The organism is Pseudomonas sp. TWP3-1 (genome assembly GCF_049896625.1).
Lineage (GTDB): Bacteria > Pseudomonadota > Gammaproteobacteria > Pseudomonadales > Pseudomonadaceae > Aquipseudomonas.
On sequence record NZ_JAFCUQ010000006.1, the window covers coordinates 104,144 to 127,794 of the forward strand.

General features: G+C 53.0%; 23 protein-coding genes and 1 pseudogene. 15 read left to right on the top strand and 9 right to left on the bottom strand.

From position 1 onward, the window contains the following. The first annotated feature begins 230 nt into the window (after positions 1-230). Together ACP7BN_RS10675 and ACP7BN_RS10680 are read left to right on the top strand one after the other, a co-directional pair. On the top strand, positions 231-2,420 hold the full coding sequence (locus ACP7BN_RS10675) for an ATP-dependent nuclease (RefSeq protein ID WP_426203876.1): 2,190 nt from the start codon (positions 231-233) through the stop codon (positions 2,418-2,420). Then, complete coding sequence (locus tag ACP7BN_RS10680; protein ID WP_426203878.1) at positions 2,417-4,423, top strand: UvrD-helicase domain-containing protein; 2,007 nt, start codon at positions 2,417-2,419, stop codon at positions 4,421-4,423. Before ACP7BN_RS10675 ends, ACP7BN_RS10680 begins: the two co-directional genes overlap by 4 nt. Positions 4,424-4,477: 54 nt before the next feature. Here ACP7BN_RS10680 and ACP7BN_RS10685 read toward each other — a convergent pair whose 3' ends face one another. Beyond that, the gene (locus ACP7BN_RS10685; RefSeq protein WP_426203880.1) at positions 4,478-5,311 is read right to left on the bottom strand and encodes a hypothetical protein; all 834 of its coding nucleotides are present in this window, start codon (positions 5,309-5,311) and stop codon (positions 4,478-4,480) included. Between the two features lie 249 nt (positions 5,312-5,560). Between ACP7BN_RS10685 and ACP7BN_RS10690 the strand changes: the two genes are divergently transcribed. The 6 genes and pseudogenes from ACP7BN_RS10690 to ACP7BN_RS10715 form a co-directional block, all read left to right on the top strand. Continuing rightward, complete coding sequence (locus tag ACP7BN_RS10690) at positions 5,561-5,890, top strand: hypothetical protein (protein ID WP_426203882.1); 330 nt, start codon at positions 5,561-5,563, stop codon at positions 5,888-5,890. Between the two features lie 312 nt (positions 5,891-6,202). Further along, positions 6,203-6,475, top strand: coding sequence for a hypothetical protein (locus tag ACP7BN_RS10695; RefSeq protein ID WP_426203884.1), 273 nt, complete (start codon positions 6,203-6,205; stop codon positions 6,473-6,475). Between the two features lie 486 nt (positions 6,476-6,961). Beyond that, positions 6,962-7,735 (top strand): hypothetical protein, encoded by a 774-nt coding sequence (locus ACP7BN_RS10700; protein ID WP_426203885.1) that lies wholly within the window; start codon positions 6,962-6,964, stop codon positions 7,733-7,735. A 48-nt stretch (positions 7,736-7,783) separates the two neighbouring features. Further along, complete coding sequence (locus tag ACP7BN_RS10705) at positions 7,784-8,098, top strand: DUF3883 domain-containing protein (RefSeq protein ID WP_426204152.1); 315 nt, start codon at positions 7,784-7,786, stop codon at positions 8,096-8,098. Between the two features lie 262 nt (positions 8,099-8,360). After that, entirely contained in the window at positions 8,361-8,843 is a 483-nt protein-coding gene (locus ACP7BN_RS10710) for a hypothetical protein (RefSeq protein ID WP_426203887.1), read from the top strand. Positions 8,844-8,855: 12 nt separating this feature from the next. Continuing rightward, positions 8,856-9,227 (top strand): annotated as a pseudogene (locus tag ACP7BN_RS10715) (DUF2726 domain-containing protein); the annotation flags it as partial. Between the two features lie 75 nt (positions 9,228-9,302). On the opposite strand, the gene ACP7BN_RS10720 reads toward ACP7BN_RS10715, so the two are convergent. Continuing rightward, positions 9,303-12,383, bottom strand: coding sequence for a TrlF family AAA-like ATPase (locus ACP7BN_RS10720; protein ID WP_426203889.1), 3,081 nt, complete (start codon positions 12,381-12,383; stop codon positions 9,303-9,305). Between the two features lie 476 nt (positions 12,384-12,859). On the opposite strand from ACP7BN_RS10720, the gene ACP7BN_RS10725 reads away from it, so the two are divergent. Continuing rightward, positions 12,860-13,786 carry a histidine phosphatase family protein gene (locus ACP7BN_RS10725; RefSeq protein ID WP_426203891.1) on the top strand — a complete coding sequence of 309 codons (927 nt, stop codon included), beginning with the start codon at positions 12,860-12,862 and terminating at the stop codon, positions 13,784-13,786. 460 nt (positions 13,787-14,246) lie between these two features. Beyond that, entirely contained in the window at positions 14,247-14,378 is a 132-nt protein-coding gene (locus ACP7BN_RS10730) for a hypothetical protein (protein ID WP_259495785.1), read from the top strand. A 123-nt stretch (positions 14,379-14,501) separates the two neighbouring features. On the opposite strand, the gene ACP7BN_RS10735 is transcribed toward ACP7BN_RS10730, so the two are convergent. Continuing rightward, positions 14,502-15,758: a hypothetical protein gene (locus ACP7BN_RS10735; RefSeq protein WP_426203894.1), complete on the bottom strand. Its 1,257-nt coding sequence runs from the start codon at positions 15,756-15,758 to the stop codon at positions 14,502-14,504. Positions 15,759-15,836: 78 nt separating this feature from the next. Between ACP7BN_RS10735 and ACP7BN_RS10740 the strand changes: the two genes are divergently transcribed. The 3 genes from ACP7BN_RS10740 to ACP7BN_RS10750 all read left to right on the top strand — a co-directional run bounded on the left by ACP7BN_RS10740 (position 15,837) and on the right by ACP7BN_RS10750 (position 17,378). Further along, positions 15,837-16,544, top strand: coding sequence for a DUF6710 family protein (locus tag ACP7BN_RS10740; protein ID WP_426203896.1), 708 nt, complete (start codon positions 15,837-15,839; stop codon positions 16,542-16,544). Positions 16,545-16,695: 151 nt separating this feature from the next. Then, complete coding sequence (locus ACP7BN_RS10745; RefSeq protein ID WP_426203898.1) at positions 16,696-16,905, top strand: hypothetical protein; 210 nt, start codon at positions 16,696-16,698, stop codon at positions 16,903-16,905. Further along, a complete protein-coding gene (locus ACP7BN_RS10750; RefSeq protein WP_426203900.1) occupies positions 16,902-17,378 on the top strand; it encodes a hypothetical protein in 477 nt (158 codons plus the stop codon). Before ACP7BN_RS10745 ends, ACP7BN_RS10750 begins: the two co-directional genes overlap by 4 nt. Before the next feature lie 53 nt (positions 17,379-17,431). Here the strand turns inward: ACP7BN_RS10750 and ACP7BN_RS10755 are convergent, their stop codons facing one another. Then, positions 17,432-17,680 (bottom strand): CsbD family protein, encoded by a 249-nt coding sequence (locus tag ACP7BN_RS10755; RefSeq protein ID WP_426203902.1) that lies wholly within the window; start codon positions 17,678-17,680, stop codon positions 17,432-17,434. A gap of 187 nt (positions 17,681-17,867) precedes the next feature. Between ACP7BN_RS10755 and ACP7BN_RS10760 the strand changes: the two genes are divergently transcribed. Next, positions 17,868-18,074 carry a hypothetical protein gene (locus tag ACP7BN_RS10760; RefSeq protein WP_426203904.1) on the top strand — a complete coding sequence of 69 codons (207 nt, stop codon included), beginning with the start codon at positions 17,868-17,870 and terminating at the stop codon, positions 18,072-18,074. Between the two features lie 142 nt (positions 18,075-18,216). On the opposite strand, the gene ACP7BN_RS10765 is transcribed toward ACP7BN_RS10760, so the two are convergent. The 4 genes from ACP7BN_RS10765 to ACP7BN_RS10780 form a co-directional block, all read right to left on the bottom strand. Next, complete coding sequence (locus ACP7BN_RS10765; RefSeq protein ID WP_426203906.1) at positions 18,217-19,365, bottom strand: nickel/cobalt efflux transporter; 1,149 nt, start codon at positions 19,363-19,365, stop codon at positions 18,217-18,219. 7 nt (positions 19,366-19,372) lie between these two features. Further along, positions 19,373-19,672: a metal-sensing transcriptional repressor gene (locus tag ACP7BN_RS10770; RefSeq protein WP_426203908.1), complete on the bottom strand. Its 300-nt coding sequence runs from the start codon at positions 19,670-19,672 to the stop codon at positions 19,373-19,375. Positions 19,673-19,862: 190 nt separating this feature from the next. Then, complete coding sequence (locus tag ACP7BN_RS10775; RefSeq protein WP_426203910.1) at positions 19,863-21,251, bottom strand: heavy metal sensor histidine kinase; 1,389 nt, start codon at positions 21,249-21,251, stop codon at positions 19,863-19,865. Next, positions 21,248-21,931, bottom strand: a complete 684-nt coding sequence (locus ACP7BN_RS10780) for a heavy metal response regulator transcription factor (protein WP_426203912.1) — start codon at positions 21,929-21,931, stop codon at positions 21,248-21,250. Before ACP7BN_RS10780 ends, ACP7BN_RS10775 begins: the two co-directional genes overlap by 4 nt. 286 nt (positions 21,932-22,217) lie before the next feature. On the opposite strand from ACP7BN_RS10780, the gene ACP7BN_RS10785 reads away from it, so the two are divergent. After that, on the top strand, positions 22,218-22,664 hold the full coding sequence (locus ACP7BN_RS10785) for a DUF411 domain-containing protein (protein WP_426203914.1): 447 nt from the start codon (positions 22,218-22,220) through the stop codon (positions 22,662-22,664). Positions 22,665-22,715: 51 nt separating this feature from the next. Here the strand turns inward: ACP7BN_RS10785 and copD are convergent, their stop codons facing one another. Continuing rightward, positions 22,716-23,651 carry a copper homeostasis membrane protein CopD gene (copD, locus tag ACP7BN_RS10790; protein WP_426203916.1) on the bottom strand — a complete coding sequence of 312 codons (936 nt, stop codon included), beginning with the start codon at positions 23,649-23,651 and terminating at the stop codon, positions 22,716-22,718.

The window sequence follows — 23,651 nt, forward strand, 5'->3', positions numbered from 1 at the left end:
TGCTTGGGTGGCTGTATGAGCCGGGCCCAAGTGCCCGAACAAGCGATCCCCCTGGACTAATGGCCCAATACTCCTAAGCGATCTGCGGGGATATCTCGGATAATAGATACAGCAAGAGATTTTTAAGAGCCCACCTGAATCTCGCCAGCGAGCAAGATGCTTGGACGGTATCGAGTACTATTGGCTGATCCACCTAATACGCCGCAGGCCTCTGTGATAGGAACACATGGATGTATTTGTCAGCACTCAAGGTTCAGAATTTCCGTCAGTTTGGCGCGGAGCCGAACCATCTTTTCATTGAATTCAACAAAGGCGTCACTGCATTAGTGGGGGAGAACGACGCGGGTAAATCATCGGTGATCGATGCCCTGCGGTTCGTCCTCCAAACGCGTGACGGAGAATACGTACGTCTACAGCCCGAAGACTTCCATATTCCTGCCGAAGGGTCGCAGGCGACCCAGATCACGATCGTTGCCAAGTTCGCAGACTTATCTGTCGCTGATCAGGGGGCGCTGTCTGAGTACGTCACGTTCAACGGAGGCGCCGCCGTTGTTTACGTTCATTGGACAGCACGAAGGCTCTCAGATGACGTCCTGGCACGTCGCTGGGTTGATATAGCTGTACGCAGTGGCCACAGCGGCGGTGGCCCGAGCATCGACACCAATGTTCGGCAACTGCTGGCTGCTGCCTACCTGCGTCCTCTTCGTGATGCCACGCGGGAAATGTCTCCTGGACGAGGATCACGACTGTCGCAGGTACTAAAAAACTTCCCCAGTATCAAAGGCGGGAGTGGGTTCGATATCGACCAGCCACTTGCTAACCCCACGTCGCTGAGCTTGGCCGGATTGGCCGGTTATCTACGGCACGTGGTTAATCTGCATCCAGGCGTGGCCGCAGCCCAAAACTCGGTCAACGAGAACTACCTGTCCCACCTTTCTCTTGAAGGTGATGAGCTCCACGGACGGATCAATTTCGTAGAGGGAAGCTCGGAGTCGGCTCGTCTGAGACAGATCCTAGAGCGCATGGAACTGAGCCTGCTCGACCAAGGATCCCGAGAAGCTCGTGGGGAGTACGGACTTGGCTCAAACAACCTGTTGTTCATGGCCTGTGAGTTACTCCTGCTTGGCAAGGAGCCAGACGGACTGCCGCTATTGCTTATCGAGGAACCCGAGGCCCATCTTCATCCACAGCGACAATTACGTCTGATGGAGTTTTTGAGTACGGCAGCCACGCCAAGAGTCGCCTCCCCCTCAGTGACCTCACCCGCAGTCGGCCATCCGACGCAGGACAATGAGCCCGTTGAAGGCGCACTGCCATGGAACGAGGGCAACGCAGCACCGCACTCTCAATCTTCTGATATTCGCGGGACGACTGCGGCTGAGGTCGACCAGGAAAGCGAAACGCGCCCGGTACAAGTCATCCTCACCACCCACAGCCCCAACCTCAGCTCCAAGATTCCCCTCGATAATCTAGTGCTCATGCACGGTCGCAGGGCTTACTCGCTCGGCAAGCAACACACGAAGCTAGATGTAGGGGATTATCGGTTCCTTGCCAGGTTCCTGGACGTGACCAAAGCGAATTTGCTTTTCGCACGTGGTGTACTCGTCGTCGAGGGAGATGCTGAAGCCATCCTCTTACCCGCGCTTGCCAAGCTCCTTGGACGTGATTTGACCCGACATGGCGTCTCGGTTGTGAATGTCGGAGGTGTTGGTCTGGGCCGCTATGCTCGGATCCTTCAACGTGCGCACCCAGAACACGGTGTTTTGAACATTCCTGTAGCCTGCATCTCGGACATGGACGTCATGCCGGATTGCGCACCAGAAATTCTGGGGTTGGTGGAAGGTGCAGACGATCCAAAATGGGAAAACACTGCACAGAGAAAGTGGCGCGCAACGCGCGATTTTGGTGGCGATGATGATAGCCGGCTTCTCGGCTTGGAGGAGCGACGCCGCCTGCGTAAAGCGAACGACGAGCAGAATGTAAAAACGTTCGTGGCGGGTCGATGGACACTGGAATACGACCTAGCCTTCAGCGGCATGGCACGTGAGCTTTTGGTCGCGGCACGATTGGCTGCGAAGGATGATGCCATTCATGCGGCTCGGGAAACGCATGATCGGGTGATTGAACTGGCAATGACCGAATATGAGCGGCTTGCCAGCTCGGGCATGTCCGCTGAGCAAATAAGTTCGACCATCTATGCCCTGTTCCACCGCAAGGTAGCCTCCAAGGCGATCACAGCTCAGTACCTCGTCGACATTTTTGAACAGCGCTACCGGGGGATTGTGGTGCCACGCGAGGGTCTGGAGGAAAGACTCCCCGGCTACCTCGTTGAGGCGATCACCTATGTGACTTCTCGCTTGGAAATACTCCACGAGCAACACCAGCCATCGCAACAGCAATCTGAGCGGCAGACACCATGATCACGTTCCGTGACCTGGTACCCGAAATCACCGACGAGGACATCGACTGGATCTCAGGCCTTATGAAGCTTGAGGGCCTGGATGAGCAGCGTATGGCGTTTCTTCGATCGCGAGAAACACTCGACGTATCGGCGTGTCCGGGAAGCGGTAAAACCACATTGCTTGTCGCCAAACTCGCCATACTTGCCCGCAACTGGAAAAGCCGCACTCGCGGGATTTGCGTGTTATCCCACACCAACGTAGCCCGCGAGGAAATCGAGCAGCGCCTAGGCGACACTGATGTTGGCCGCAGGCTGCTGAGCTACCCCCACTACATAGACACGATTCATGGGTTCGTCAGGCGCTTCCTTGCAACGCCTTGGCTGCTCTCCGCGCAACATCGCTTTACCGCGATCGACGATGAGCTGACTCACCGGGTGCGCTCAAAGTACATGTGGGAGGAACGAGAGGACAGGAGGATTCTGCGCAGCTTCCTACGACATAGAACCTTCGATACCAAATTGCTCCGGTTAGCCAGTACAGACTTTTCCAACCCGCGCATTGGGGTCGCTCGGGGCAACCTCCCGTGTGGCCCTGATGCTCAGAGCTATCAAATAATGGCGAGAGCGGTAGGAAAGGCAGCCCGGCAAGGCTGCTTCTGCTATGACGAGATTTTCGTTCTGGGTACTGCCCAGCTTAGTGAGCGGCCAAGCGTCACGGAGGGATTGAGGCACCGTTTTCCCTGCGTATTCATCGACGAGATGCAAGATACCTCAGCGATGCAGAACGACTACCTGAGCGCGATTTTCCCCCGCGACAATCCAGGGATATGCGTATCGCGAGTTGGCGATCCCAATCAGGCGATTTTCGAATCGGACATCCACACCAATGGCAGTGACTTTCCGGATCGAAGCAGAGCAGTCGACATCTCCAGCAGCTTTCGCTTCGATGAGTCGATCGCGTTGCTGGCAAATCCCTTTGCTTTTCGTGCTGTTGCGGACGGGCTTTCCGGGCGGCGCAATGCGGGTGAGGAAGGGCCACTTCGCCACACCATTTTTATTTTCCCTGACGGTGACTGTAGCGGTGTACTGGATGCTTATGGGCGTCTGGTTCTCCAAGAGCTCCCCGCTGACCTACATGGCAAGACCACAGTCTCGGCAATCGGCTATACCCATAGAGACTTCGATCCTGTCGATGCCGATCCACTGCATTATCCAAAGACGGTTGGGCACTATTGGGAAGGCTATGACCGTAACGCAGGGTCGGCGGCATACCGCCCGCCGACGTTGATTGAGCGTATTCGTCAAGCGAAGCGTAACCTCGTTAAAGGCGATACCGCACACCATAGCGTTGAGGAAATCGCCAAGGGGCTTCTCCACCTAGTGAACCTCACCAACCCCACCACCAAGATCAAGGTAGGGGCCCGGCAGCACGTCCAGGTTCAGCAACTTTTTACCAACCCGGAAGACTTGGCCAGCTACCAACAATTGGTGGTTGAGCTGCTGTTCACATCCAACATCATCAGCACCGACAGCTGGTTATCCTACGCACTCCGCTTCTCCGATTTGGCATCCGTTCTTGCTGGAGCGCATGAGCAATCCGAGACAGCACAGGGGTACCTTGCTTGGGTACCGGAAAGCGTAGAGATTGTGCAGGAAGGGGCTGTACAGCATGCAGTGAATACCTTCCGAAGCATTCAAGAAAATGGCGTGGTGGACATCAAACTCGGCTCTATTCATTCGAGCAAGGGACAGACCCACACTGCGACGCTTGTGCTTGAAACGTTCAACTACAAGCACTTCATCGCGAGTTTGCTGCCATGGGCTACAGGGCAAAACAGCCACGGTGGGGCTCGGCCTGGAAAGAGAACTACCCAGCGCCTGCTTGCTATGTATGTGGCGATGACGCGCCCGACTCACCTGCTCTGCCTGGCAATTAGCAGACGGACGCTCGGCGAGGGCGAAGCATTCGAGGCCAACTGCGCACAGCTTCGCGAGCAGGGTTGGGACATCCAGCATTTATAGCCGTCTGAATGCCAACCCTTACCTATTGCCCGCGACAGAAATGACCTGACCGCTTCAAACGCCTGAATTACTAACTGGCTTCTTCCAGCGCCATCTCAAACGGTCATCCTGATCCAGCACCCACAAGCCCGACCAGATCGCCAGCCAGAACTGAGCCGTCACCAGCCATCGGTTACTCATGACCCACCCGATGGCCTTGGCACCCACGCGCACCCAAGGGGCAGCGTATTTGGGCCCGCCATCAGCTACGGGTACATACACGCCCGAGTGGGAGTAGGTGCCAAACCATCGCCAATAAATTTCGATCTCCTGCTTGGCGAACTTCGCGGCATCCAAATTCCAATCTATCTCCCAGCGCTTAGACCAATGGGAGTTCCATATCGATGTTTGGGTCAGGGTCTGGGTCAGACCGTCTTGGATAGGGATGTTGCGGCCATCGGTCAGTTCGACACTGCAGTGGCGGAGGCGGTAGGTATCTAAAGAGAACCGTACCCTGTCATTCGTCACGTTGATAAGCTCACACACCGGCTGGTTGTTCAATTTGAAGATGGCCGGTGTCGTGTCCACGTCAACTGCGATGATTCTGTCCTGGTATTTCCCCCCCATGCCCCGACCTTCAAACACGCATTCGAAGCGGCTTACTGTGCCTTGCTTTGCTCTCAAAGCGATTTTGGATTCTTGGGGCTGCGCGTCAGTGGATTCTGCAAGATAAACGCTGTACTCCAGATGCTCGCCAAGCGGCTCCCAAAATGAACCTACCCCATGCTTGCTCGTCCAGCGGCGATGAGAATAAAGATAGGTTTTATAGAACAATGCCTTTTCGACCTTTCTCCAAAACCAACCAGCCACAAAGCCCACGATTCCCACGGAACTGATAGGGTCATTCACTTTTCCTTTTGACTAAACATTGCAGCGTTCGCGTGCCCGTGAACCACCTTCCATAAATGACACTCTTGCCGCATGCGGCACTGGGAAGGTTATGGGGGCCAAAAAACGAAAATACAATCAGCATAATTTCTGCCAGTTCAACTATCCTCCCATCCACGATGCACCAGTGGACGAAGGTTGAGTTGTAAAAAGCACGAAGAAAAGAAGACCATCGACGCCCCCCTCCACCACATTGCAAGGATGCTCTGCATGCAACCCAAAACGCTCAAATCCCTTATAGCTGAACACGGTGTTTCCTTCGACGCGGCGACCATCATGAACGCGCTGGTCAAAACCGGGCATGCGGAGGTTTTCCAGTATCCCAGCACGACAGGTAGCGGAGTGATGAAGTCATTCAAGCGACTCACGGAGCGATCTGAACGCCTCGGGATCAACAAGGCCTCAATGGGACACCCGTTCAAAACTGAGCCGAAATTCTACGCCGAAGCCTTCACTGATTTGCTTAATGTGGTGGTGAGTCAACTCCGTGAAGAAACAGCCGCGCTCGCAGCAGCACGCGGGGAACTTAAGGAAGTGTAATCACAGCGCACTACCCTAGCCCAACGACCAAGTTGTGGGAGCTACCAGCGTTGCCGACAACGACTTAATAGCTGGAACATCTGGGCCTGGCCCTGGGTGACCCAGGCGGACTGTACAGACGTGAAGATGGACGCCTGCTTCGCCAAGACCGGTCAGCATGAACGGGCTAGATTTACGAAAGCCGACCCAAAGCGGATATGTCAAATACTCGCCTTGACCAGCTCTCAGCGCTGGTACGCGCGCCCGCCAATCGTTACTGCCACATCGTGATGGCAGGCAGCGCCTATCGCGCAATCTACCGAAGGAACAGCAATGATCGACACCGTACACAACCAACGTCTAGTAAAGGCCTACGAACTCATTGATTTCATAGGAACGGCTACTGACCTTGAAAGCCTCGTGCTGTTGTTTGGCAGAGCATACGGATACATCGAATCGCTTCGTGACACCAAGGTCTTGCCCAGTGGCACGTTTGCAACCATGGAGAAGCAAGCACGGGCGAACTTCGAAACGATCAACGCCCGCCTAGGAGCCAACGCCCGATCGCCTGAACTCGTAGCTCCATCGTGGAATACTAAAAAGTGAGGCTGGGCTAGGATCCACATTTGAAGGGAAGATCAGTGAACGCAATTGGGCTTGGTTTGGCGGGGTACCTATCACCGAGGTGATAGACGATGCCAGGAATGTAGCGTCCATCATTAAGGAGATGCTCGGCTGATTAGCTTAGCCGGGGCCATTGGCCCGAAGGAGCGACTTCTCCATTTACATCACAGCTTAGCTATGGACAAGCGATTACTCGAACGCAGAATGATTTGTATACAATCTGTCCACTCACCGCTCTCGAGGTCTGCGAGGTGCTGACGCACGTCCCACTCTGCAAGCGCATCATTTATCCTCGCACAAAGCACCGGAATCAGGTGCGCCCGGAACTTGTTGAGCGCTCCCTGGCTTAACTACCCCCACCCCGCTACTGGCTCAGCGCTGCTTTGTGTCAAACCGCAGCAGAGACTATCCAGGCCGGAGGCGATTTGCCATCATTGATGACTTACTAGCATTTGCAAGGATCGCAGCATGACCCCCAGCCCGCTTTCAGTCGCTTTGCTTAGAGCTTTCGAAAAAAACTACGACCCAGACCGCGAGGCACGGGCCGAGCAAAGTCGTGGAGAATTTCTCGAATCATTCCCCATCGAACGACTAAATCGCCTCAAGGTGGATGACTATGTGATTGGTCTCCAGCGCCCAACCTTCTGTGATCGGGTCGAAGTCAAAACTCGGCCTTGGGCGGTTATCCAAGGGTCGACAGCGATCAAATTCGGTATCTATTTCGGTGCAACAAAGAGCGATGCATCCAAAGAATATCGGTTCGCTAAGAAATTCGGTGACGACTCAACCACTGCATTCCGAGCAGTCCGAGCAGCGCTTGTGGCGCTGGTTCGCCTGGGCAATGACCCGCTGATCGACTTCGCGAAAATCGATGCCAATCCGCTCTCACAAATGTTTAAAGCAAAAATTCTGAGCCTTTATTTCCCCAACAGATTCATCAATACCTGCAGCGCGGAGCACCTGCAGATGATAGGAGTGGCGCTCGGTTTTGACCCTGACCTTCCTGCAAGCCAATACCAGCACCTCATTGTTCAGGCAAAGCTTGGTAATGCCACAACCCTTTCGTGGAGCAATCCCAAGTTCACTGCCTTCCTGTATCGAACGATTGTGCGTGCTGAGTCGGTGCCAGGATCAACCATCCACAAGCCGGACAAGAAAAACCATCGCAAGGTAAATTTCGAAGACATTCAAGACCAGCGTGATCAGATCGGTAAGGCGGCAGAGGAATTTGCTATGACATAGGAGCGGCAACGTCTAGAGGGCGCAGGCCTTTCAGATCTGATTGCCGCAATCGAGGATAGGCGAGATAAACCTGGCTATGGGTATGATTTTATGTCCCATACAGCCCATGAACGACCTCGTTACATTGAAGTGAAATCGGTGGGCAAAATCCGTGGAGACAGCTACCGCTTCTTTCTTTCAGAAAATGAGCGTTCGACCTCCGAAGCAGCCGAGAACGGAGACGACTACTTCTTTTACCTGGTCTTCTTTGACGGCAAAGGAGCCCCTCAACATCTCAAATCCATTCTCGCGAAACAGATGTATGCACGTGCCGAAATCTTGCCAGCATCCTACACCGTACGGTTTGATATCGAGCACGTCTGACGAGCCGAATTATTCAATGCTCTGCCCTTTTATCAGCGTTTCTAGGTCAATTGTGAGCGTGGCTGGCGAACAGATCTAGCCATGATCGAAGCGGTGATACGCCGGCGAGACGAAGAGTAAGATTACCGAGGCTCTCGACATGAAGTGGTCAACCGTCAAACCGCGCCATTACCGTGAGCACATCCAGCGCTATGCTCGTCTATCACAGGTCAAATCGAATCTGAGCGAGCAAAAAACCAACTAGATCAAACGCGAGGTAGCAATGGCCGCATTCGAAAGGGAATCCATGTACCAGATGCTTGCTAATCGGGACTGGGAGGGACTGTCGAACACGCTCGTTTCACACGCCAAAGAGTTGAAAAACGACCCTATAACCTTGCAGGCAGTGGCGATCTTTGAGAACGAGTTTTTTGCACACAGCTCGAGCCATGCCAGCGCCGTTCGGTACCAATCCTTCGAGTCCATCGCGGTGATGATTGAGCTCGGAAAGCATGGTTTTTCCAAAGCCTTCACCGATCGTTTCGTTGACGAGAAGCTTAAGGTTATGCAGGAACTGGAGATGCCCTCACTACTCAGTTTTGCCCTTTCAAATCAGCATCGTCCACTGGCAAAACAGATCGTAAATCAGAGTCGAAATACACAGCCGGAACAGATCGCTCAGGCTCGCCGCGGAGACATCAGCGTCAAAGCTAATCAAGTGCACGCTGCAGCCCCAAAGATCGTGAAGTTGTTCAAATCCCAATAGGAAGAAAACTTCTTTGAGGCAGTCCTACGAGTCTTCCCCACCTACAACCCATACCCCAACGTGGCCTTAAGCAGCGTGCTGGACATTGAGGCATTTAAAGACAACCTGACACAGAAGGAGCGGAGCTACTTCTTCAGAGCGGTTGTGGACAGCGTGGTGTTCGACGCGCGAGATAGCTATTCCCCGAAGTTTTTCTTCGAACTCGACAGCATCCATCACGACAGTGGCCAAGCGAAGGAAAACGACGCGATGAAGGATGCCATCTTCAAAGCGGCAAACGTTAAGCTGATTCGGATCAGAGGTTTCGGACAGAAAGCATTAACCGTCCCAGAGTTTGAACGACTGGTGCTTGATGTGATGCAAACTACAAACCCTATTAGATAACGTCATTCGAACAGCACGCTTACCCACCTCGTGAAATCCAACAGATAGTGCAGCGTGCATGCTTCGGTTGTCGGTTTACTGCAATCGATACTTACCTTGCCGGTTCTTGAAAGCAGGCTCAGTGCCCTCGAGTATTTCGACCACACGTGCTTTGATCAGAGGATGTTCTATCGCCCCGGCTTCGTAATCGAACCGGCTCGTAGCCTTGTCACACGCCGCATGAATGATCTGTTCAGCATCACACACCACGGCCAGGTTGGGGTTGTGCGTCACCATGATTACTTGCCGGCGCTCCTTCGCTCGCTTGATGCACTTCACCAGAACTCGAAAAATAGTCTGGTTGTCCAGGTTCTCTTCGGGCTGATCGATGACAATCGGTATGTCATCTTCATCGACCAAAAGGTAGAAAACCAGAAGAAGCAATCCACGCTCGCCAGGTGAAAGCTGACCGATTTCCTGTCCCTCGTAAGTCAATGAATACCGAGGAGCTAAATAATCCAGGCAGTACAAGTAATCCAGAAGATCCTGCGCTGTGACGGTGCGTGCGAGTTGCTCAGATAGGAGCATCGGCCTCTCAGGCATTCCTTCTCGACGATCAAAATGAAGCAAATCATCAATCGCGTCTGTAAACGCCACGGCCTCATCTGCCGTTTCGAAACTGGCAGCCAACAATAAGTTGCGCAGCATCTGAGAGCTCTCGTCGACCCCCATGAAGGATCCCCTGACCCTTTGGTTGATGCGCCTCAATAGTTGGTCTGAGAAGCCTTTTTCTTCGATCCGAACCTGGAAATCCAGAGGTAGATTGAGCTCACGCTGCTCCTCAGAATTAACGAAGCGCTGGACAGGGAGATAGAGTCGGCTGAACTCATCAACCATGGCCTGAATCAAGCCATGCATTTCACGAGTCTTTTCGGAGCGTTCAGTACGAAGCCTCGCTTGCTGCTCCGGCAAATTTGCCAAGGAAGCAATTTCATCTTGCAGCTGCAAAAGGCTACTTGGCTTATCTGGTGATCCAATCAGCTCCGCTTTGGCACGCTCCCAGCTCGCTAAATTTTCTTTGTAGAGAACATAAAGTCGTTGCGCCTCTCCGAGCTGGCTTTTGGCTTCAACAAGCTGGGCCGCAGCGAGCAACCTTCGCTGTGAAATGCTGCCCTGATCTTCGTTTTTTAAGTCAGCGTCAATCGCAGCCACCTGCGCTTGAGCCGTTGCTGCGATGGCATCGACCGGCCCGGCATCGACCTTCAATTGCACTAGGGAATCGATCGGCAACTCTACATCCAGATCAGCGAGTAAATCTTTCAGCTCCGCAACGAAGGTCGCATGTTGATTACCGTAATTCGTCAGTGCGGTAGAAATTCTTTTGGCAACCGCTTCTCTTTTAAGCGCCGTCGCTCTTGTGCTCTTGAGCGCAGCCTCCTCAGCTTCAATCTTACGGCCCTCGCTCTCGAGAATATCCACCTGTTCAGCCGCCTGCTTTGACTCAGCCAAAGCTTCAGGTGAAGCACTTGGGTCGAGTACCGGTTGTGGCTGGGCATCCTCCAGCGCGGCGATTTCCCCCTGCTTAGCCGCCATTAATTCTTGCAACGATCTCAGAAAATCATTTGTCGCCCGGCGTTCCACCTCAATAATTTCCGCGTTAATCTTGGTGATACTCTCCCTCACACCTTTGCGAGCCTGCTCAATTTCTGCGACCTTGAAATCTAGGAGTTCGTCCATAGACGCCTTGCCGAGCCGCTCCTCCTCGGGCACGTGGGAGTAGATAATTTTTCGTAGCTCTGCATCAAAAGTTGAGGATCCGCCCTCACCCAGTTCATTGCACAGATCTTCCAAATAGCTTTGCGGGAGATATTTGACCCGCTCGACGCTGCTTGGCTCAGGATCCTCCTGCAAGGTTTTCTCCATCACAGAGCCATCGAGCCAGGTCAATGAGCCCAAAAAATGTTCTGCGAACTTGCGCTTCGGGCTACGGAACCGCGTGTTTTTGAGGAATGAAAACTTCGCGTAGTGCTTTGTGTTGCCGACCAACGCGATGACATCGGAAAGAGCGCTTTTACCACTGCCTTTGTTGCCGATGATTGCCACCAGATCAGGGTTGAGCGGGATGTCCAAATCGAACCAAGGTTCGGAAAGCCCCGAGTCAGCGACCTTCTCCACCTTGATTGAGCTTATAAATTTGGTTTTGTTCTGCTCGACCTTCCTTCGTTTGGGAGGAGTATCGCCTACATACACGCGATCATCGAACTCGTGGATCGCTTGAAGGAGACCTTGGAATGTTGAGTCGGCCTTGATCCAAGTGAAACAGTTTCCAACACGGTCTTTGTCGTTTGAGGTGCTGAGCGAGTGCGCGTCTGAGCAATCAAGAAGGCGCGCATTGACCTGAGCAGCCTTCAACCCATCACGAGCTCTCACGTAGGCCTCAGGGTTGGCTGCCGCAGTGAATACCAGATCGGCTTCATTAATAATCGTTTTCTTGTCCGCGATCGTATGATCGTTCCATCGCAGACTGTCCCACTCGCTCTTGCCCATCGCAATGATGTGCTTACCATCAAAGTGCTGCGTCTTGAGAGCTGCCCGAACAGCTTCAAAGCTCACATTGAGGTTATTGAAGCCGACCTTTAATGGTGAGGGAGCCCGGCCCCGCATAGCCTCTGGCATTGAGGCAACGACACGCTCCCCAAGCTCAATCAGATTATCCCTAGTAATGACTCCGGCCCAACGGTCGCCAGGGGATCCTGGTACGAGGGAGTACCCCTGAGAAATGGCAGGCATAAATTGCTCACGAATGAGCTGTGGGTCGACCTGATCGAAAACAACATGGAGGTTGATACGACTCCAATTTGAGGGTCTGTATCCCTCGTCGCTTTGCTCTAGAATTCCGCCAAATTTATCTAGTCTTAGCTCCACTACAGGAAGAACAAGCTCGATATTCGCGAGACGCCCCTTCCGCCGCTCATCTAAAACGCGGGCGTAACCATCGACGAACAGATAGTCATTGATTCCCAGAACTTTGAACTCGGCTGGCAATGCCTCTAGATCGGATAGAAAAGCCTCCCACGCAGCCTCCTTTTCACCGGGGTAGTGATGAACCAATGACTCTGGGGTGTGGACGTGAAGATCCCATTTTTTCCATGTCGAGCCTTGCAAAATCACTGGCATCGCTCTTTCCCCAAATCCCGATCAGAACCTCATAGTGAAACTCCTTCCGCCACTGAGGTAAGCTCATCGAAGTGACTTCTGCCGGGAATTACACAATTTTGCCCCTTGAAAGCTGGGATAACGGAAAGCCGTTTGACAATTCACTTATTGGCGGTAGGGAGCTTGCACCTTAGAAACATGCTCATTATTTATACTGCGCTATGCTGATCATCCCTGAAGGAGTCTACATAAATGTCTGGCGAATACTCATTGTCAGACGTGATGGAAAGGATGTACTGGCACAAAGAATAATCCCCTCTCCACGGCACTGGTAAGATCCGCAGCGGCCTTGCACGCCACCCTTTCCTGATTTACCCGGCAGCATTACTGATCAGAGCGTTCTGGTATCGTTGGAGCAACAATCCATTAGCTCTACGTCAGTCCTGAAGATCAGCAATGGATGGAACGCTATACGCCCCAGTCCGTGAGAGTATTCGATGAAGCATGTCAGGCTAATCCGACACGGAGAAAGTGCCGCGAACGCTGGCGAGGCAAGCTTCGATCACGCGACCATCCCTCTTACACCCAAGGGTGTTGAACAAGCACACTTGGTGGCCGGGTCATTCACCCAGGCCCCAAATCTGATTGTTGCTTCTCCGTTTTCCAGAGCTCAAGCAACGGCAATGGTGACCGTTGCCGTCTTCCCCGCTACACCGTTTGAAACCTGGCCCATTCACGAATTTACTTACCTTGAGCCCGCACGGTGTGCCAACACGACCGTTACCCAGAGACGAGACTGGGTCGAGGCATATTGGGCCAAGGCAGATCCAGCTTTCAGGGATGGTGAAGGCGCAGAGTCTTTCCTGGACTTTACATCTAGAGCTCGGTCTTTCCTTGATCGACTTGCAGATCATCCTGCACAAGACATCGCCGTATTCTCACATGGGCAATTCATCAATGCGGTGGCTTGGCTGATTGCGTGCACGCCACAGAAGATTGATGGTCAAGCTATGGCTGAATGGCGAGAGTACGAGATCACCAACCACGTGCCTAACTGCTCTGGCTACAAGCTGACCAAGCCCCCGGGCGGCGCTGGCTGGAAAGTAGGTGCAGATAACTCTGAGCTCTCAGCAAGAGAGGTATGCCAAATATTGCGAGAGGTTACCTTCGAGCGACGGACGATGACCAAGGTGAGCCAAGCCTCTTGGGATGAGATTTATGCGGGCCATTTCGTGGTGAGCGTCGAGGGTTGGCGGATATCGATCTACAATGATTGTGATTCGCTCGACTACTGCGAAGAATGCGTGAGTCCGGAGGGACAGCGATGGTCGTTTGACGCAGGGGATCGATTTGGAACAGATCCCATCGCGTTGCTCAGCACATGGGAGCATCAGACGCTTGAGCGTCTCCTGAAGGCGCTCTAGGGAAGCCAAGGTCGAGCGGGCCTCTCCGAGGACGGCTGTCGTGAACCAAGTCTCGCCGTTGCGGAGTCTTGGCCCTGTGGGCTTCCATCCTCCCGCCTGCGCGCTCCGCTTGCTATTGACCCCACGTCACCCTTCCACGAGCTTTGTAGGCCCAATCGCCTCGTCGTGATTCAGGTGCGTCTTCCCGATAGAACCGGAGCCTTTATCGACAGAAGTCCATGTGCCATTAACGGTGGCCGTGCGGACAAGCGGGCGATGGTCGAGCTGGCATTTTCTCCACTTAACGCACTCATCGCTCCAAGCCTCGTAAGCAGGATCCATAAATTTGCGAAATCGAAAAGCCACACTATGCTGTGCCTAGGCGAAACAAATAACACCATATGGTGTGTCTTACTTTTAATTTGCCTGCTACCCAAGAGTGTATTCTCGTAAGATTCTTAACGCATGAAGGAGATTTCCCATGACAGATCGTCGCCCCATCAACAAAGACGTCAACGTCCCTAAAAAAGGCGGTGGTGAGCAGCCTCGCTCTCGGAATCAGGATGGACAGATTCGAGACAAGCGAAGTGATGCGGGGAAAACCCGCAAGTGACGTTCCATCAACTCGGTAGAGGACGAATGCCCTCTACTGAGTTGCGCATGCGAGGACGTAATGCATTTACTGAAATCATCAGAGAAGCATTTTTTGGACATGAAATTCAGCGCCTCCTGATCGTCAATTAACCCAAGACCGAGCAAACTTTGCTTGTTTTGCGTTGCTAATCCCCTCTAACACCGGTCGCATAACCTCGGCAGTGTAACGGGGTAACGGTATCTTGAAGCTGCCATCCGGATCATCCAAAATGAAAGAGTAAATCACCTTAGAAATTTGACAGATTTTCGCTCCTTTTAACCGCTCATATTCATCCTGTTTTTCTTCCTCCGCTATCCCGACAACTGCAGTCGGAATCCAGTTGCCGGCGTGGACTGCGCCCCCTTTAAAGACCCCTTTCTCAAGAGAGCGCTCGGCTTGTTTCACCGCCTTCCAGATGAAACTAAATACGTTGCTGACTGAGCTAGATGCAAGCAAAGGCCTCAAGGCTGCACGCGTGGCGCGCTCGGCGTTGAATTTCACAGTCGATTTTCCTACTCTGTAATACACGTATTCAATAAGCTCTTCTTCAGCAAGCTCATACATCAATTCAATCAGTACGGAACTTAGCCCTGCCCTATCTAGCAAAAGATCGTGAGCGAGGAGCGTTCGCAGAGAGGGGATGTCGAAAGCTAATTCGTCAGCGTCATTAGCACTAACGTTTGGAACCCACCATAAAAAATTATAACTTTCGTATTCGCGAAATATAGCGAGAGCATCTGCGGATGTATGCGACGACACGATAATTATACGCCTGCTGAAAAGCGCACTTATGCATTGATCGTGGTACTGGGCCGTAGGCGCTAATCGGGAATGCCAACTCTTTTGCATCGTACAGGAGAAATAGGTCAGCTCTGAAGGGGACGCCATTGTCAGGGCTGCAAGCAAAAGGATCTTTTCTCGAAGCGTCAACTGATCATAAACAACCCTATATTGCACGCCCTCACCATTAAGCAGGCTAAGGTACTCGCCTTTGCAACCAATGCATCCACAGACATCTTCGCGGTAAATTGGGAAGGTATGATCGCACTGCGTGCAAAGCGGTCGATTTGAAGGTCTGTTTCTTGCGGCTCGCTTCTGGGTAGCAGGAGCAGTGCAATAGGGACAAAGGAGATCGTTTCGCTCAAGATTAGGGAGGAGTGGCAGGAGGCTATTCGTATTCGTTTTGATCTCATACGCCGTAAAGAGATCGCTCACCTTCTCACCCTGCAGGTACCGTTGATAAATACTTTCAACCTGCTCAGCGGAAAGGTGATCAAGCGGGCCGAAACTCTCCTGATTCTGAATAGAGCTAGACTCAGGTGACAAGAAGGCGTTTTCGTCAGTGGTACCAGAGCTCATTGAGACTTCCAAAAAATTTCATACAAGATGAGCCCGGCCGAACAGCATGGGCGGAACATTCTACTGGGTGATTAAGACATGGGCCAAGCAGCTGTAACACCGCGAAGCACAGACTCATTAGCTAAGTTCAATCACCTAATGAATGTGGCAAAAAAAATCGCGGAGATTAACTCAAACGGGCTTCACGATCTAATTCGAGCGATTCTCAGGCCATTGCAGGCAGAGCAATTGCTAGGCGTAGCCGAGCGTGGTCAGGATGCCGTTCCTTTAATCGAAGCCGGCCATTTTTTTGGCTCTGCAGTACGAGACCATCTTTTTTCTGAAGACGGTACGAAATGGCTGGGCATCCCTCAGCCAAAAGAGATGTTTGTGCTTCATTTATCGCGCGATATCGTCTTCCCCTCCCCCTGGAGCTTAAACAGATATATCTCCGCGCTGGCGACAATTGGCTCGACTAAGGCAAAGGGAAACATGGATGCGCGGGGATATAGGAGCAGCGACTATCAAGGCCCTTGGCAGCAAGACGACAATCATCGTGTTGAAATGTGGCTACCTTGGAAGATTGCCTTTGTCCACGGTGGAAATCACTCTATCGCTGCGGGAGTCCTAGCAGGTGAGGGAGAGGTTATTCCGGACAGCGTGTTCGACATGAGTCACCTACTCGACACTCTAAGGTGCGATGGGCATTCTTTTTTCCGAATCGATAGCGGTGATTTGGTTGGAAGCATTTCCGACCCACGCAAAGCAGCGGTGTTCGAGATCGGTAGGCTTTTGTCAAAAGCTTGATAGACCAGCGGAAATGCTCATACCTCAGCCTACCAAGATCGAAGCACCGTCACCGCGTTTAATGTTCAGTATGGGATGACCTGAAACTCAAAGCGCGGCCTTCAGTTCCTACACTGCCAATCTCACGTTTTTACGAGGAAGGATCGAGCTCATGCCATCGCAATATTCGCTAGCTGATGTCCTAGAAAGGATGTACCACAACCAGCTCGCCCTGGAGGCAGCCCTGATGGAGTTGACCCTCCACGTAGAGGCCCACGGACATGCAGATGTCGGAAATAACGTCCGTGGAGCCCTCGAAACGATCGGAGAAAACGCAGGACACATCAAGCAAGATCTAGCCCGCCTCAAAAATCTGCCATGACTCTCCCGCTATTTGATTTTGATCTCAAACGCGTCTCTCGCCAGCACTACATAACAGGGAAAGCCGCCATCAATTTCCCTCTCCTTGGAAGCACCACGGGTGGATGGCATTTCCTTTCCTATTTTGATCGCGAATCCGGCGTCGCCAAGGTGTCATTGGCAGGCATTCATTATCCCGACACCACTGATTACTTTGGCTACCTTGGTATCACTGACGTCACTGATCAGTTAGCTGAGCGTGGCTGGTCTGTTAAAGGACGGCGGCTGTTCATGGCGGATCACTGCAGGGCTGCAGCGGACATGATCGTGAAGTGGTTACTGAGTGAGTCCCGGCACTGCAATGTCGAAGTAGCGGAGTGGTTCCCCGCACTCGAGGACAGACAAAGGCTCCTCATGCTTCTACAGGCGGGAACACCGAAGCTTCTCGCGATGGGCAGACTACACAAAATGGAAGCTTGGATCAGCTCGCAATAAAGCCTGCGTCGGTAGCTGGAGGCATCACCAGGTTCGAGACACCTCCAACTTGATTAGCGACGAAAAATGCGGTTTATCAGGATCAACGCGGCAGCACCTATTGCAAGTGCAGCGACTGGTCTATCTTTAACGAACGTAGATACGTTATCAAGCGCATCGCCGTAGGTTTTAGTCAACTGACCAGCCGCCTGGTGTCCAGCGCCTTCAGCTTCCAGCTTCGAATCACCAATCAGTTTCCCAACTGCACTCTGCGCTTTGCCGGCCAGCTTTTCTGCTACACCTTCTACCTGTTCACTCTTCATGATTTTTCAGACCTTCGTGTGTAAGTGGTCAGCTTAGGATCGACCTAAGCTATGAGCGCTTTGCACAGCGTTAGGGAGATGGGAGATATGATTAGTTCAAAGTCATAAGAGCTCAGGATGCGTCTACAGACACCTGGTCATTTTTATGCGGCGCTATGCTGCCCCGCCCTGGAAGGAATCCACGTAAATGTCTACCGAATATTCGTTGTCAGACGTGTTGGAAAGGATGTATCAGAACCAGCTTGCCCTAGAGGCTGCCTTGATGGAGCTTACTCTTCATGTCGAAGCCCAAGGTGGCACTGAAGTCGGAGATAACGTTCGTGGTGCTTTATGGGCCATTGGAGAAAATGCAGGACATATAAAGCAAGGATTAGCCCGGCTCAAAAATATCTGATGAGCCGGGCGCTGCCCGAAGAAGCGGTCGCTATGGAAATCAACGGCAGGTGCGTCCTCGCGTCAGATCTCCAATGCATTGCCGCGACGTATACCTCCCAGACGAAGGTGATCCGAAATCAATAGCTGGCGAGTTCAAACACTCATACGCCGCCTTGTGCGCTCAAACCGATCCAGCCATGGAAGCCAACATAAAGGCCTACAGCGATAATCAGCACGCTGGATAGGTAGGGCGCACGTCGAGCAACGGTGCCCAGCCATGGCAAGCGGCTAGAAGCCTGTTTCGCGCCAATAGCGGCGGCTGCACCTACCGTTACCAGTGTAAGTGCCAGACCAATGCTGAAGCAGAGGACGAGGACGCCACCCAAGGCGACTTCTTTGACCTGAAGGCAGAGCAGCAGAACGGTAATAGCCGCTGGGCAAGGAATGAGTCCGCCCGTGAGACCAAATATAATGATCTGTCCCGTGGTTACCTCGCGATTGGTAAAGCGATTGCGGATATCTTTGGCATGGGCACGTTCATGCGCATCCTGGTAACCATCAATGGACAACTCCAGGCCTTCCCGTTCGGAATGCGCGTGCCCGTGGTCATGCTCTTGGTATGCCAATTCATAATCATGCAAATGATCTGAATGCCCCAGACTCAGGCGGGCACTGAACTCATGAGGCTCCGGGATATCAACTGCCGACTCCAGGAAACCTTTGCGCTCTAGGAAAGAGAAAGACTGAGTGCTTCCGTCCGGACGAGTAGTCATCAGACGAACGTCTGAGGCAGCCCAGGCCTGTCCAGTCAATGCCTTCAAGCGCCAGCGCGGTGGCATACCTTCTTCGAAGATCGACAGCTCAACGCGGCCATGGCCGGTATCGAATCGGTGGGTTTCGTCATGATGTCCATGCTCATGTTCGCTGTGATGGTGGTCATCACCTTGCTCGAACTTGAACATCTGCTCACCGTGCCAGGTACGCCAAAGCATCCAGAGCGCAATTGCGATGATCAGCGCAGAAGACGCGAGCTGGAAGTATGGCTCAGTGGTTTGTGCGTCCAAGCCTTTGCCGAGATACATCCCCCCAATAGCGACAAGCCACACTACGGCAGTGTGCGAAAGCGTAGCGGCCAAGCCCAACAACACGGCCTGTTTAACCGAGCCACGAATGGCCACGATGAACGCCGCCATCATGGTCTTTGAATGACCGGGCTCCAGACCATGCAGGGCACCGAGCAGAATGGCACTAGGGAAATACAGCCAGGCATGAGCTCCACCTTGTTGCAGCAGTTCAGCGAAATTGGGCATATCCGACCTAGAGGTACTTGGTGATTTTTTTGAATGCTTCCAGCGGCGCCCGCTCGCCATCGTTCAAGGCCGAGACTGTGTCCTCTAGGCAATGATCGATGTGATCCTGGATGAGCGTGCGCTTTGCTTGGCAAATTGCTTTCTCAACGGCATGCAGTTGCTGAGCGATGTCCACGCACTCACGCCCCTCTTCGATCATGGTGATGATGCCGCGTAAATGGCCATCCGCCCGCTTGAGACGCTTGATGATCGCGTCGTGACTTTGGTGGGTGTGGGGATGGCTGTGTTGGTGTTCTTGCTCGCTCATGACTTGAGCCTCAGGTCTCGATGAATTACGTCGGCATCCTATCCCCCCTGGGGGGATAGGTCAAACGTATCAAAACCTGATGGACGGGCCGAAACCCGAACGCCATGTTCAGCAGAACACTCGCAATGACGGAGATGCGCGCACTTATTCTCGCCATGTTTGTGGACAGGGCCGGGCGATCTCTTTGCTTTCACTCGTGGTGAGCAGACCACGCGGGTAAGCAGATCTCAAAGGTCGTATAGCCTCCTCCGGAGACACACTCTACGGTGCCATCATGGGCGTCAACCAGCGACCTGACGATTGCCAAACCTAACCCCGCATTATTCGTAGCACCCTCTCTTCGTGCAGGATCTACTCTGTAAAAACGGTCAAACAACCGGGGCAGATGTTCTACTGCTATCTCCTCTCCGGGGTTCTTCACTGACAAGCTCGTCAAGCTGCCAAACGGCTCGATTATCACGGAGATCGTACAGTCAGGAGGGGTATACCTGAGCGCATTTGACAGTAAGTTCGAGATCATCCTATCCAACATCGTGCCGTCACCGTAGACCGCGCCGTGTCCTGATACTTGTAGTTTTACTCCGGTGTCTTCTGCCAGCAACTGGTAATACTCAAAGAGCTTTTCTACCACCGAACGCAACTCGATTTTCTCTTTGGCAGGTAGAACCAGGCCGTTGTCCGACTTTGCTAAAAAAAGCATGCCATCAATAATGTTGGAGAGTCGGCTGAGGTCTTCAAGATTAGAATAGAGATTCTCTTCATAGACATCTGGAGGGCGTTTCCTAGAGAGGATAACCTCGGTATGTGTCCGCAGATTGCTAATAGGAGTACGTAACTCGTGGGCAATATCTGCTGAAAAGTTAGATAACCGAGCGAATGACTCTTGAAGGCGGGCAAGCATAGCGTTGAACGAAGTTACGAGGAGCTCAAGCTCGCGAGGCACTGAGTCCATGGGAATCCGCTCTTTCAGCGATCCCGCTGACATTGAGGCCGCGACTTGCGTCACTTGTGCCACCGGCTTCAGCCCGCTGCGCGCCACCAGCCACCCTAAACCTGCGCTGATCAAGGCGCTAATTGCCAGCCCGATCACCAACCACCAGCGCAAAGTTTCAACGAAATGCATGTGGCTTGTGACGTCTAGACTAAGCCACGCGGTCAGCGGCTCAGCTTCATTCACTAAATGAACTTGGGCCTTCATGCCTCGGTACATATGGCCTCCAGCCGCCCACTCCAACATATCTTCCCCAGCCGCATGGACGGCAGCGGCAGGTTGTGCAGCTCCGTTGGAGGTAGCGAAGATCGTCCTTCCGCCTTTGGTGACAATCGATGCTGAAAGCTCATGATGGGCGCCTAGCAGGGCTTGCAGTTGCAACACAACTTCTGAAGATTCTACGGAGCCGGCCTCGCCATCCATGATTTGCCGAATGGATTCGAGCTTTTCTGTCATCGCTTGGCGGTCAAGCGCTTTGAAGTGATGCCTGCTAAACGCATCGAAGGTGAAGCCTGCTACAACCAGCACGGCTACCACCGCACAAACGAACATCATGCTCAAACGGAAGGTAAGAGATACACGCTTCACTCTGTATCCGGAGCGTCTAGCATGTAGCCCATCCCCCTAGTGGTCTGAATCAGTTTGGTGTCGAAATCATCATCGATTTTGGCCCGAAGCCGGCGAATTGCGACTTCGATCACGTTGGTATCACTGTCGAAGTTCATATCCCAAACCTGCGATGCGATCAGTGATTTTGGCAAAACCTCCCCTCTGCGGCGCATGAGGAGCTCTAAGAGCGAGAATTCCTTGGCGGTAAGGTCAATGCGCCGACCTGAACGCGAGGCCCGTCGCTTCAGAAGGTCGACCTCCAGATCCCCGATCTTGATAGAGGTCTGGTTGGGCACGGCGGCACCACGGCGAAGCAAGCTTCTAACGCGAGCAAGCAGCTCGGAAAATGCGAAGGGTTTGACTAAATAATCGTCCGCACCTAGTTCCAAACCTTTGACTCGGTCATCAACCCCATCCTTTGCCGTCAGAAACAGCACAGGAACTAAGCTCCCGGCTGTGCGGACAGATCGAATGACCTCCCAGCCATCCAGCCCCGGCATCATTACGTCTAGGATCAGAAGATCGTAGGTCTCACTTAGCGCTTGGTGCAACGCTTCTGTTCCCGTCACAACCCGGTCGACAGTGAAGCCGGCCTCCACAAGACCCTGCTGTAGATACATTCCGATTTTGGGTTCGTCTTCTGCGACCAAGAGTTTCATGCACGAGCTCCGGTTTGCGGTTTTTCTAGTGTGCTACCAATCTGACATCTCTGCGCAAGCTTACGTAAATGTAATTACCTCAACAGCCAACAGATCGCCTTGGCGCGACAGATCGGCGCGTGGCGGGTGGATGAAGTGAGCTGATAGGCAGCTTACAAAAATGTAATCAGCGATCTGAGGTTTTTGCGCTTAACCTACATTCCAACCAACTGCGGAACCACAACTCCCGGCCCACGGCTAGGGCATGCAGGGCAACCGCATACTAAAATGTGACGAGGTGCATCGAATGTTCAAACGAAAGCTATCACTGACCGTAGCCTTGATGATTTGTGGTGTCGTGCAGGCAGCTGAGCCGCTCACAATTGATGTGCATCGTGACGCGAACTGCGGGTGCTGCAAGGAGTGGGTCAAGCACCTTGAATCGAATGGATTCAAGGTGGTCGACCACGTCGAAAGCGATATGAGCGCTATCAAGCAGAACTTGGCGGTGCCACAGGAACTCGCCTCATGCCATACGGCAGTGATTGGCGGCAAATTCGTAGAAGGTCATGTCCCAGCCGATGAAATTAAGAAGCTGAGTGGTCGTTCAGATCTAGTGGGAATTGCAGTCCCAGGCATGCCCGCAGGTTCTCCAGGTATGGAATACGGCCAAGCATCTCAGCCATATAAAGTCCTCGGGGTCACCAAGACAGGTGCGCAAGAGGTGCTCGCTGACTACCCGATCAGTCGATAGTCGATGCCAAGATCTGAGCACCCTGAGGGTCGCTCGGATCTTGCTCCTTGATCACCCTGGTGCCATCTCCATGGTAGGGCTCAACGTTCCAAGCCACGCCACCAAGAAAACGATGACAACAGCACAGGTCGATTCGAGCATCACACTTTTTCTCAAGGCAGTTGCTGCCAGAGAATAATCCCCAGCCTTCAAAGAACGTTCAAGTGAGGGACTCAGGTAGAAACGATTGAGGGCAGCAAGCCCAATCATCCCGGCGAAAAGCAGGACTTTCATCAGCAGGAGAATGCCGTAGGTGCTAGTTACGAGTTCGATTACTGTCGGCCCGACAATGAAGAGATAATTAGCGACGCCAGTAATTATGATTGTGCCAACAATGAATCCACCCGCTGTTTCGAATCCTTTAAGCGCTCGTGACAGCACTCTTACGAGTTGCTCCGGATTAGCCCCTTTAATCCTCAACATCAGGCCAAACGCCGCAAGAGCTCCGATCCAGCCCCCAGCGGCGAGGAGGTGCAGAATATCAGCTGCAAAGTGCCAGAATCGCTGAGTACCTTCGTCCATCGCCCCATGACCTGTCCACGCAAGCGTGGACAGGGCGATGCTGCCTGCCAAGGTAGCAACCCAGAGACTCCCTGTTGGCCATCGCTTGCTCTGACTTGCGACAAAAATCACCACTGCCAGCGAGATCATACGCGTCACCCAGCTATAGCCGATCTCAGTCTCGTACAGCATCATTTCCATGTGAGGTCGCAGCTCGTCCCAGTCGGCGGCACCGCTCATATTGCGCGTCATAACGACGAAAAATGCTATGGACAAAAGCATACCCACAGCAGCCGTACCAGGCAGTAGCGACCCGAAATGCAACACGGTGCCTGATACGCGTTCTTTTCCCCGAAAGCTGTACAACCCAAAGACCGCTAGGCCGAACAGGAGCATCAAATCCAGATAAAGCGCTACGCGCAGCACCACATTCAGCGGGTCGCTCAT

Coding starts and splice junctions, on each gene's coding strand:
- ACP7BN_RS10760 (WP_426203904.1), top strand. CDS start 17,868: ATGTCTACCGAATATTCGTTGTCAGACGTGTTGGAAAGGATGTATCAG.
- ACP7BN_RS10720 (WP_426203889.1), bottom strand. CDS start 12,383: ATGCCAGTGATTTTGCAAGGCTCGACATGGAAAAAATGGGATCTTCAC.
- ACP7BN_RS10745 (WP_426203898.1), top strand. CDS start 16,696: ATGCCATCGCAATATTCGCTAGCTGATGTCCTAGAAAGGATGTACCAC.
- ACP7BN_RS10675 (WP_426203876.1), top strand. CDS start 231: ATGTATTTGTCAGCACTCAAGGTTCAGAATTTCCGTCAGTTTGGCGCG.
- ACP7BN_RS10750 (WP_426203900.1), top strand. CDS start 16,902: ATGACTCTCCCGCTATTTGATTTTGATCTCAAACGCGTCTCTCGCCAG.
- ACP7BN_RS10765 (WP_426203906.1), bottom strand. CDS start 19,365: ATGCCCAATTTCGCTGAACTGCTGCAACAAGGTGGAGCTCATGCCTGG.
- ACP7BN_RS10735 (WP_426203894.1), bottom strand. CDS start 15,758: ATGAGCTCTGGTACCACTGACGAAAACGCCTTCTTGTCACCTGAGTCT.
- ACP7BN_RS10730 (WP_259495785.1), top strand. CDS start 14,247: ATGACAGATCGTCGCCCCATCAACAAAGACGTCAACGTCCCTAAAAAA.
- ACP7BN_RS10695 (WP_426203884.1), top strand. CDS start 6,203: ATGATCGACACCGTACACAACCAACGTCTAGTAAAGGCCTACGAACTC.
- copD (WP_426203916.1), bottom strand. CDS start 23,651: ATGAGCGACCCGCTGAATGTGGTGCTGCGCGTAGCGCTTTATCTGGAT.
- ACP7BN_RS10680 (WP_426203878.1), top strand. CDS start 2,417: ATGATCACGTTCCGTGACCTGGTACCCGAAATCACCGACGAGGACATC.
- ACP7BN_RS10740 (WP_426203896.1), top strand. CDS start 15,837: ATGGGCCAAGCAGCTGTAACACCGCGAAGCACAGACTCATTAGCTAAG.
- ACP7BN_RS10780 (WP_426203912.1), bottom strand. CDS start 21,931: ATGAAACTCTTGGTCGCAGAAGACGAACCCAAAATCGGAATGTATCTA.
- ACP7BN_RS10725 (WP_426203891.1), top strand. CDS start 12,860: ATGAAGCATGTCAGGCTAATCCGACACGGAGAAAGTGCCGCGAACGCT.
- ACP7BN_RS10700 (WP_426203885.1), top strand. CDS start 6,962: ATGACCCCCAGCCCGCTTTCAGTCGCTTTGCTTAGAGCTTTCGAAAAA.
- ACP7BN_RS10770 (WP_426203908.1), bottom strand. CDS start 19,672: ATGAGCGAGCAAGAACACCAACACAGCCATCCCCACACCCACCAAAGT.
- ACP7BN_RS10785 (WP_426203914.1), top strand. CDS start 22,218: ATGTTCAAACGAAAGCTATCACTGACCGTAGCCTTGATGATTTGTGGT.
- ACP7BN_RS10755 (WP_426203902.1), bottom strand. CDS start 17,680: ATGAAGAGTGAACAGGTAGAAGGTGTAGCAGAAAAGCTGGCCGGCAAA.
- ACP7BN_RS10710 (WP_426203887.1), top strand. CDS start 8,361: ATGGCCGCATTCGAAAGGGAATCCATGTACCAGATGCTTGCTAATCGG.
- ACP7BN_RS10690 (WP_426203882.1), top strand. CDS start 5,561: ATGCAACCCAAAACGCTCAAATCCCTTATAGCTGAACACGGTGTTTCC.